At 56.5% G+C, this 9,606-nt stretch carries 8 protein-coding genes; 6 read left to right on the top strand and 2 right to left on the bottom strand.

Features of this window, described 5'->3' with window-relative positions; genetic code table 11:
• On the bottom strand, positions 1-2,239 hold a 2,239-nt coding region (locus tag ACIQ0G_RS08165; RefSeq protein ID WP_397577481.1), incomplete at its 3' end, for a DNA translocase FtsK 4TM domain-containing protein.
• 165 nt (positions 2,240-2,404) lie between these two features.
• Here ACIQ0G_RS08165 and ACIQ0G_RS08170 point away from each other — a divergent pair.
• Positions 2,405-3,628 (top strand): FAD-dependent monooxygenase, encoded by a 1,224-nt coding sequence (locus tag ACIQ0G_RS08170; RefSeq protein WP_397577482.1) that lies wholly within the window; start codon positions 2,405-2,407, stop codon positions 3,626-3,628.
• Between the two features lie 7 nt (positions 3,629-3,635).
• On the opposite strand, the gene ACIQ0G_RS08175 is transcribed toward ACIQ0G_RS08170, so the two are convergent.
• A complete protein-coding gene (locus tag ACIQ0G_RS08175) occupies positions 3,636-4,304 on the bottom strand; it encodes an OmpA family protein (RefSeq protein ID WP_397577483.1) in 669 nt (222 codons plus the stop codon).
• A 147-nt stretch (positions 4,305-4,451) separates the two neighbouring features.
• Between ACIQ0G_RS08175 and ACIQ0G_RS08180 the strand changes: the two genes are divergently transcribed.
• From ACIQ0G_RS08180 to ACIQ0G_RS08200, 5 genes are all read left to right on the top strand, one after another.
• The gene (locus ACIQ0G_RS08180) at positions 4,452-5,789 is read left to right on the top strand and encodes a hemolysin family protein (protein WP_397577484.1); all 1,338 of its coding nucleotides are present in this window, start codon (positions 4,452-4,454) and stop codon (positions 5,787-5,789) included.
• 71 nt (positions 5,790-5,860) lie between these two features.
• The gene (locus ACIQ0G_RS08185) at positions 5,861-6,640 is read left to right on the top strand and encodes a succinate dehydrogenase iron-sulfur subunit (RefSeq protein ID WP_324479136.1); all 780 of its coding nucleotides are present in this window, start codon (positions 5,861-5,863) and stop codon (positions 6,638-6,640) included.
• 15 nt (positions 6,641-6,655) lie between these two features.
• Positions 6,656-7,108, top strand: coding sequence for a PaaI family thioesterase (locus ACIQ0G_RS08190; protein WP_397577485.1), 453 nt, complete (start codon positions 6,656-6,658; stop codon positions 7,106-7,108).
• Entirely contained in the window at positions 7,105-8,223 is a 1,119-nt protein-coding gene (gene zapE / locus ACIQ0G_RS08195) for a cell division protein ZapE (RefSeq protein ID WP_397577486.1), read from the top strand. Before ACIQ0G_RS08190 ends, zapE begins: the two co-directional genes overlap by 4 nt.
• 22 nt (positions 8,224-8,245) lie before the next feature.
• A partial coding sequence (locus ACIQ0G_RS08200; RefSeq protein WP_397577487.1) for a M20/M25/M40 family metallo-hydrolase occupies positions 8,246-9,606 on the top strand: 1,361 nt, incomplete at its 3' end.

Below are 9,606 nucleotides of genomic sequence, written 5' to 3' on the forward strand. Positions count from 1 at the left end.
GATCAATCAACCGGGCCGCGCTGTTATAACCAATCCGCAGCTGACGCTGAATCCAGCTCGTTGATGCCTTTTGGCTTTCAAACACGATCTGGCACGCCTTGCGATATTGCGCGTCTTCTTCATTGTCGTCGCCGCCCATTCCGCCAAAGTCGAAACCGCCATCTTCGGGCTCTTCGGTCACCGCCTGAATATATTCGGGCTGCCCCTGGCCGCGCCAATGGTCTGCCACGCGGCGGACCTCATCATCGGAAACAAACGGACCATGAATACGCGTCAGCCCGCGACCGCCCGCCATATACAGCATGTCGCCCTTGCCCAGCAGCTGTTCGGCACCCTGTTCGCCCAAAATAGTGCGGCTATCGATTTTCGAGGTCACATGGAAAGAAATACGCGTCGGCAAGTTCGCCTTGATAACGCCGGTGATAACATCAACCGATGGCCGCTGCGTCGCCATGATGAGGTGAATACCCGCAGCCCGCGCCTTTTGCGCGAGGCGTTGGATGAGGAATTCGACTTCCTTGCCCGCGGTCATCATAAGGTCGGCGAGCTCGTCCACGATGATGACGATCTGCGGCATTGGCTCATAGGCCAAGCTTTCTTCCTCATATTGTGGCTGGCCGGTCATCGGGTCATAGCCAATTTGCACCTTACGGCCCAATGGCGCACCCTTTGCCTTTGCGCCGCGCACTTTTTCGTTGAAGTTTGCAAGGTTGCGCACGCCCAGCGATGACATCATCCGGTAGCGTTCTTCCATCTGTTCAACCGCCCACTTCAGCGCGCGAATGGCTTTGGCAGGTTCGGTAACGACAGGCGACAACAGGTGCGGAATATCGTCATAGCTGCTCAATTCGAGCATCTTGGGATCGATCATGATCATTCGGCACTGGTCAGGTGTCAGACGATAGAGCAACGACAATATCATGCAGTTGAGGCCGACCGATTTACCGGATCCGGTTGTCCCTGCGACCAACAAATGCGGCATCGGGGCGAGATCGGCGATGACCGGATCGCCCGAGATATTCTTACCCAAGATTATCGGCAGTGCACCCTTTTGATCGGCAAAGGCGTCTGATCCGACCATTTCCTGAAACACCACGGCTTCGCGATGGGCGTTGGGCAGCTCAATACCCATGACGGTGCGGCCCGGTATCGTCGAAACACGCGCGGACAAAGCGGACATGTTGCGCGCAATATCTTCTGCCAGCTGGATAACGCGGCTGGATTTGATGCCCGCTGCAGGTTCCAACTCATACATCGTGACCACGGGTCCCGGACGCACCGCAACAATCTGTCCCTTAACGTGAAAGTCATCGAGCACCGATTCGAGCAAGCGCGCATTTGCCTCAAGCGCAGTCTTGTCGAGCTTTGGCACTGAAATGGCCGACGGCGGATCGAGCAGATCAAGCGACGGCAAAACAAAGCTGCCAAAGAAATCGCCCTGCCGCGCGCCGGTTGAGAACGCCGCTTTTTTCGGCGCCAGCGTGCGGTCTTCAATCACGGGGGGCTTGCGTAGTTCGGGCTCGACAGCCTTACGTGGCGGCTTTGGCTCGATAATTTGGGCAACATCCGAATCGTCTGCGTCAAAGGCACCCAGATCGTTTTTGATGCCTGAAAATTTAGGCATGGCCAACGAAGGAATACGGAACAGCGGGCGCTCAAGTTCAAGCGCGCGAATAACCAACGCTACCCCGCCACTTAAGCTGCCCAAAATCAGCAGAACCCGTAATATAGTGCCAAGCACCCCCTGAATTTGGCCAGCAAGTGCGACGGCGGCATTTGCCAACAGCAAATTCATCGCGCCGCCCCATCCAGCGGGCAAGCCGATGTCGCTGCCGTGCTGCCAATAGGCCATGCCAAACCCGATCAGCAGCATGCCGCACAGGCATAATGTAAGCTGTCGTTTCCACTGCGGCTGGGGGACTGCGCGCCACAAGCGTCGCGCAAATACCAGCATCAGCGGGAACAGGAAAATGGCCGGAACGCCAAATAGAAACAGGACGATGTCGGACACATAGGCGCCGCTTTGGCCCATCCAGTTGTGCTGCACATCTGCAGCCGCGCTATTTAATGCCGCATCGCCAGCCGAATAGCTCAGCACCGCAAAGCCATAAAATACCGCAAACAGGCCAAGCACAGCCGCGCCAAACAAAGTGCTGCTGCGGATCAGCGACGCGCGCATCATATTCCGCCAATTGGCCATGTTCGTTTTTGAGGTAAATTTAGAAATGCGCGAGGCCATGATTATAATGCCATATATGGGTGGCCGCCGAGGGCCGAACGCCCCCTTTTCGCTGTCGCTGGACTCGCCGTCAAGTATTACAGGTTGAAGATTGCTGCCAACGCGGATGGGCTACGGTCAAAATCCTCCTTTGAGTCCGCCCATCTGTTGCGGCATAGGGGCAATATGAATCACAAAGCAGACGTCATCATTATCGGCGGCGGGCTCATCGGGCTTACGCAAGCACTGGCATTGGCTGCACATGGCATCACCAGCCATGTCATCGACCGCGCCGATCAGGCGAGCATGTTGCAAGCAGGCTTTGACGGCCGCACTTTTGCCATATCGAGCTCTAGCTATAAACTGTTTGAGGCCATTGGATTGGGCGACGCATTGGCCGGAAAAGGCTGCCCGATTGAAAAGATTTGGGTGAGCGATAGCCTAAAGCCCGGATCGCTGGATTTCGCACCCGCTGAAGATGACGGCTTCTTGGGCCAAATGTTTGAAAGCCGCTTCTTGCGCGGCGTGTTGTACAATGCGGCGCTGGAAAGCGACGCGATCCACCTGCACATGCCCGCCAACATCACCCACAAATCACAGGATTCAGGGCGCGCCTCCGTGCATCTCGATGATGGCAAAGTTTTGACCGCTGACCTGATGATTGTCGCTGAAGGTCGGCAAAGCCAGACGCGCGAGGAAATGGGAATCAATATTGCGCACTGGCAATATGACCATAGCGCCATGGTCGGTGCGATCTTCCACGAACATTCGCACAACAACATTGCCTATGAGATTTTTTATCCGTCGGGCCCATTTGCCGTGTTGCCCATGTTGGATGCGGACGACGGGCGGCATCGTTCAGCGATCGTCTGGTCGGTCGATGCCGCAGATGCGCCGGGATATATGAAATTGTCGCCGCGTGGATATGCGGGGGAGCTGGAAAAGGCGATGGGCGGCATATTGGGTGCAGTTGAGATCGCCGCGCCTTTGTCTTCTTACAAACTTGGGTTCCACCATGCGGCCAACATCACGGCTGAGCGGCTGGTGCTGATTGGCGACAGCGCGCATGGCATTCACCCCATCGCGGGTCAGGGGCTCAACCTTGGGCTGCGCGACGTTGCGGCGTTGACCGAAGTATTGGTCGACGGGATGCGGCTTGGTCTTGATTTTGGCGATGCGCAATTGCTTGATCGCTATAGCCGGTGGCGCAGCATTGATACGTTGCTGATCGCGGTATCGACCGATGGCTTGAACCGCCTTTTTTCCATTCCCGGGAAAACCGCGTCGGCGGTCCGGCGTTTCGGAATGGCAATGGTGCAGCGCGCTGCCCCGGCCAAGGCATTTTTCATGGCCGAGGCGCGGGGCGAAAGCGGCGCGCTGCCCAAATTGCTTCAGGGTGTTGCCGTCTAAATCCGCATTATCCCTGAGTAACAGGTACCAGTCGGATTTCGACACGGCGGTTCGCCGCACGACCGGCTTCGTCCAGATTGCTCGCCTTTGGCTGGCTCTCACCATAGCCACGCGTTGCAAGACGCGCGGACTGAACGCCGCGCGAGGTTAGATAGCTTGCAACCGCCGACGCACGGCGTTCCGATAACGACTGGTTATAGGCATCCGACCCGGTGGAATCGGTATGGCCCATGACGTCGACATAGGTTTTTTCATATTGCGTCAGCGTCGATGCAACCTGATCCAGCGTATTGCGGAAACCCGCATCGATATTCGCGCTATCGAGGCCAAAGGTCACTTCGGAAGGCATATCGAGGACGAGATTGTCGCCATCGCGAATAACGTTGATGCCCGTGCCCGCGGTTTGCTGACGCAGCTTTCTTTCTTGTTCGTCCATATAATAGCCAACGCCCGCACCGGCCAAAGCGCCGATCCCTGCGCCGACAATTTTTTCCGTGCGATCGCTGCGCCCGCCAATAAGGTCGCCAAGCAAATATCCGCCCAATGCGCCGCCAACGCCACCAAGTGCAGCCTTCGAAATCGTGCGCTGGCCCGTTGTCGGGTCGGTGACACATGCCGATAGCGGCAGCATGGCGGCCATGAGCGACAGCGTTATCAATTGATTCTTCTTCATCATTTTCCCTTTCAGCTTGGGCGCCCCATAAGCGACACCCATGATGAACCTGCGATTATCATTGGCTGGGTTGCATCCGTCGATGATAACAGATTTTTCGGCATTTTGTTGCCAAAGCGCTGGCGTTGGCACTATGGGAATCTGGTCCCTATGGAACATCTTCATCCTTTCCCGTGGTTTGATGCCGCAACGATATTGGCTCTCATTGCCCTGAACGGTGTGTTTGCCATGTCTGAGCTCGCCATTGTTTCGGCGCGTACAGCGAAATTAAAGGCGATGGCGGAAGACGGAAAGCGCGGCGCAGCGGCCGCCCTTCGGTTAGGACGAGACCCCGGCAAGTTTCTGTCCACCGTGCAAATCGGCATCACGCTCATTGGTATTATCGCGGGTGCTTATTCCGGATCGACGCTGGGCGGGCCAGTTGCCGAGCGCATCGCACTTTTGGGCATGGATAAGGAATGGTCGGAAACTTTGGGTTTCGGAATTGTCATCAGCATCACGACCTACGCATCCTTGGTGGTCGGCGAGCTGGTCCCGAAGCAATTTGCGCTCATTGCGCCTGAGAGAATCGCCGTCACCATGGCGGGTCCAATGGAGATGCTGGCACGCGTGACCGCGCCGATTGTCTGGACCCTTGATAAATCCAGCGCGACCATATTCCGCGCACTTGGGCTGCGCCGCGATACCCGTGACGCATTGAGCGCCGAGGAACTGCGTATGGTCTTCGCCGAAGCCACCCATGCAGGCATCATTGAAGAGCATGAACATAAGGTCATTGCAGGCGTAGTACGGCTGGCCGACCGTCCGGTGCGTGAAGTCATGACGCCACGTACGGATGTCGACCGTATTGCAGCCGACGCATCCGAAGATGATGTCCGCGATTCGCTGTTGAACTCGCTGCACACGCGGCTACCCGTCACCGGCGAAGATGGTGACGATATCATTGGCGTTGTCCAATCGCGCGATATCGTTGCTGCGCAGATCCGCGGCGAAAGTCTTGATATCCGCAGCCTGATGCGTCGCGCTGAAATCATCCCTGATCAACTTGACGCCATGGACGCTCTTGAAATTCTGCGTTCGTCCGATGTGCCGATGCTGCTTGTCCATGATGAATATGGGCATTTTGAAGGAATCGTAACGCCGAACGACCTTTTGGCGGCGATTGCGGGCGAATTTGCGTCGGATCAGGCGCAAGGTAGCGCGCCGAACATCATCACATTGGACGATGGATCGATGCTCGTCTCGGGCGCAATGTCCGCCGACGCAATGGCCGACGCGCTATCGATTGATCTGCCCGAAGACCGCGATTACGCGACCGCCGCCGGCCATGTCCTACACATCTTGCGGCACTTGCCCGAAGAAGGTGAATCCTTCCGCGACCAAGGTTGGCATTTTGAGGTTGTGGATATGGATGGCCGCAAAATCGACAAGCTGCGCGTTCGACTTGCAGAAAAAGCAACTCGAACGGACGCAGTTGAGGGCTTGTGATTGCACAAACGCTTGGTTAGGGCGTTTGGCAGATATGGAATTACACGTCACGACGACAACAGGATATTGATATGGCCGATTTCTTCCTCCCAAAGAACAGCAAGGTCCAAAAGGGCACTGTTCACGCCGCGAAAACCGACGGGAAAGTCAAGAAATTCAAGGTGTATCGTTACGATCCCGACAGTGGCGAAAATCCGCGTTACGACACTTTTGAAGTCGATACCGAAACCTGCGGCCCAATGGTCCTCGACGCGCTGATCAAGATGAAGGGCGAACAAGATTCGTCGCTGACCTTCCGCCGTTCATGCCGCGAAGGCATTTGTGGTTCATGCTCAATGAATATCGACGGCAAAAATGGCCTCGCGTGCACCACGGCAATTGAAGATTGCAAAAGCGAAGTCACACTGACTCCGCTGCCGCATATGGAAGTTATCAAGGACCTCGTTCCTGACTTCACCCATTTTTATGCGCAATATGCGTCGATCAAGCCATGGCTGCAGACGGTTACGCCAGAACCATCGGGTAAAGAGCGCCTTCAGTCGCCTGAAGACCGCGCAAAGCTGGATGGTTTGTATGAGTGCATCTTGTGCGCATGTTGCTCGACAAGCTGCCCGTCTTATTGGTGGAACAGCGACAAGTTTTTGGGCCCAGCCATATTGCTTCAGGCCTATCGTTGGTTGGCAGATAGCCGTGACGAAATGACTGGTGAGCGTTTGGATGAGTTGGAAGATCCATTCCGTCTGTATCGCTGCCACACGATCATGAACTGCGCGAACGCATGCCCCAAGGGTCTGAACCCGGCAAAGGCCATTGCGGAAACCAAGAAGATGGTTGCCGAACGTCACCTTTAATTTACGGGACGGCAGTTGGACACGCCCGCTTTTGATAGCAGTCCGGATCCGGACAATCCCGGTTGGCTAAACTGGCAGATGACCGATGCCACGCGCTATAATGGCACGGTTCTCGGCAAAATGCTGGTGCGCAGTGAAGGGCATCATAAAGCACGGCTTCGCATGTTCCCCGAACACCGCCACAGCAACTTGCGCGACGCGGTGCATGGCGGCGTCACGCTGGGCTTTATCGACGTGGCCATGTTTGGCGCATCGCGGATGTTTGGCCTGATTGAGGCGGGCGCCGCCGTTACGCTTGACCTATCGGTGCAGTTCATTGGCGCTGGTATAATCGGCGAACCACTTGAGGCAGAGGTCGAACTTTTGAAAGAAACGGGTCGCCTGCTGTTCATGCGCGGCATTGTCTCGCAAGGCGAGTCCCGCGTCGCCGCGTTTTCAGGGACGATTCGAAAACCCAGTAAGAAATGATGGCCGCCTCGGTCACGGATCGGCACGCAGCCCTTGTCAGTGCAGGCGAACTGAAGCCTGATACTGATCAAGCCAAGGCCGTTTTGGCGCTGGCAAAAGTGCAAGCAGAGCTTGAGGCCGTGCCGCCCCGCGGAAGCACAATGTGGCGTTTCTTGGGACGCAAGCCGGACCCGGCCCGCGGCCTATATTTATGGGGCGGTGTTGGGCGCGGGAAATCCATGCTCATGGACCTGTTTTTTGACAGCGTTCAGATACAGCGGAAACGTCGTGCCCATTTCCATGAATTCATGCTGGATATCCACGCGCGGCTAAAGGTCGAGCGCGAAAAAGAGAAAGGCGATCCTATTCCGCCGGTGGTCGCGGCACTGGCGGATGAAGCCCGGTTGCTCTGTTTTGACGAAATGGTCGTCAACAACATGGCCGACGCAGCGATTATGTCGCGGCTGTTCACAGGATTGATTGCCGCAGGCGTCACCGTTGTCACAACGTCGAACCGGCGACCCGATGACCTGTATAAGGATGGCCTCAACCGCCAGCTGTTTTTGCCGTTCATCGCGTTGATCAAAGACAGCCTAGATATTTTTGCGCTCGATGGGCCGACAGACTATCGGCGCGACCGTTTGGGCAATGCCAAAACCTGGCTGGTACCCAATGGCGCCGAGGCGACGGCCGCGCTTTCGGAAACATTCTTCCGCATGACGGATTACCCGCCCGAGGACCGCGCACATGTCCCCTCGTTAGAGCTGGACGTAGGCGGCGGTCGGTTGTTGCATGTGCCAAAGGCGTTGAAGGGTGTCGCCGTTTTCTCATTCAAGCGTCTGTGCGCGGAGGCACGTGGTGCCTCTGACTATCTGGCGATTGCGCGGCGGTTCCACACGGTGCTTATGGTGGGCATTCCCGTTCTTGGGCCGCACAACCGCAATGAAGCGGCGCGATTTGTGACGCTGATCGATGCGTTGTACGAATATCGCGTAAAGTTTTTGGCGAGCGCAGATGCCGGCCCTGACCAGCTTTACCCAATTGGCGACGGGCGTTTTGAATTTGACCGTACCGTGTCGCGGCTGATGGAAATGCAGTCGGAAGATTATCTGGCGGAAGGCCACGGCGCGCGCTAGCATTGCATAAAGGAGAGAAAAGATGATCGGACGGAGCACGTTTTTATTGGCAGGCATTTTGGCCCTGACAACCGCTGCACATGCGCAAACAGTTGCATCGAAAATAGCATCGGAACGCGCGCTCTTTGCAAAGATTGTCGAAATTCCGACCGTTGAGGGGCAGCCTGCCGAGTTTAAGAAGCTGACCACATTATTGGCAGCCGAGTTCCGCAAGGCGGGCATCACGAACGTGATCGTCAAGGATCATGACAATACCCAGACAATGATTGTCCGTTGGCCCGCAGCCAAGCCGTCGGGCAAAAAGCCGATTTTGCTGATGGCGCACATGGATGTCGTCGCCGCCAAAGCAAGCGATTGGAAATATCCGCCATTTAAGTTTCGCGAAGAGGGCGGATATTATCTGGGTCGCGGTTCAAACGACAATAAGGCGGCGTTGACCGGTATCGTCCTTGCCCTCCAATATTTGCGCGCAGAGAAGTTTGAACCGACGCGCGATATCATTGTGCTGTTTACCGGCGATGAAGAGACGATCGGCAACGGTGCACGGCGCGCGGCAACCGAATGGCGCGAGCTGATTGACGCTGAATATGCCCTCAATGGAGATGCAGGTGGCGGGTCGGTTTTCCCTGATGGGCGCGTTGAAGGCTTTGGCATTCAGATTGCGGAGAAAACCTACGCCGATTTCCATCTGACGGCCGTGAACCGTGGCGGGCACAGCAGCGTGCCGCGCCCGGACAATGCGATATATGCGCTGGCCAATGCGCTCACCGCAGTGGAGCGTCATCGCTTTCCAGCCATGATTAACGATGCCACACGCGCGAGTTTCGAGATGCTGGCAAAAGGCGATAGTGGCCAATTTGGCGAGCTGTTGCGTAGATATCTTGCGGACCCCCAAGATCGCGAGACCGCCGATCTGTTAGAGGCGATGGACCCCGGAAGCACGCGCACGCGCTGTGTTGCAACGATGTTGTCTGGCGGTCATGCGCCAAATGCCTTGCCCCAAAAGGCGGAAGCCAATGTGAACTGCCGCATTTTTCCCAGCGTCAAAACAGAGGATGTCCGGCAGCAATTGCAAGCGCTTTCAGGGCCGGATGTCACGGTGTCGGCCGTTGAAGGATCGCAAACACCCGAAACCGCACCATCACCGATGCGCGATGACATAACCCAAGCCTATCGGGCCGCTGTCGCAACCCGCTTTCCGAACGCGCCCGTTTTGCCATTCCAGTCGGCGGGCGCTACCGACGGCGCGTTTTTACGGTCCGCTGGTATTCCCGTTTATGGATTTGGTGGCCTTTGGAGCATCGTCGGACAGAAAGAGGGCGCGCATGGCCTAGATGAACGCGTCTGGGTCGAAGGATTTCATGGCCAAGTCCCCATCTGGAT

Origin of the sequence: Sphingorhabdus sp., from assembly GCF_044354325.1 — a bacterium.
In the GTDB taxonomy this organism is placed as follows: domain Bacteria; phylum Pseudomonadota; class Alphaproteobacteria; order Sphingomonadales; family Sphingomonadaceae; genus Sphingorhabdus_B.

Bases quoted from the DNA above. Each gene is read 5' to 3' on its own strand.
- ACIQ0G_RS08170 (WP_397577482.1), top strand. From the start codon at position 2,405: ATGAATCACAAAGCAGACGTCATCATTATCGGCGGCGGGCTCATCGGG.
- ACIQ0G_RS08175 (WP_397577483.1), bottom strand. From the start codon at position 4,304: ATGATGAAGAAGAATCAATTGATAACGCTGTCGCTCATGGCCGCCATG.
- ACIQ0G_RS08180 (WP_397577484.1), top strand. From the start codon at position 4,452: ATGGAACATCTTCATCCTTTCCCGTGGTTTGATGCCGCAACGATATTG.
- ACIQ0G_RS08185 (WP_324479136.1), top strand. From the start codon at position 5,861: ATGGCCGATTTCTTCCTCCCAAAGAACAGCAAGGTCCAAAAGGGCACT.
- zapE (WP_397577486.1), top strand. From the start codon at position 7,105: ATGATGGCCGCCTCGGTCACGGATCGGCACGCAGCCCTTGTCAGTGCA.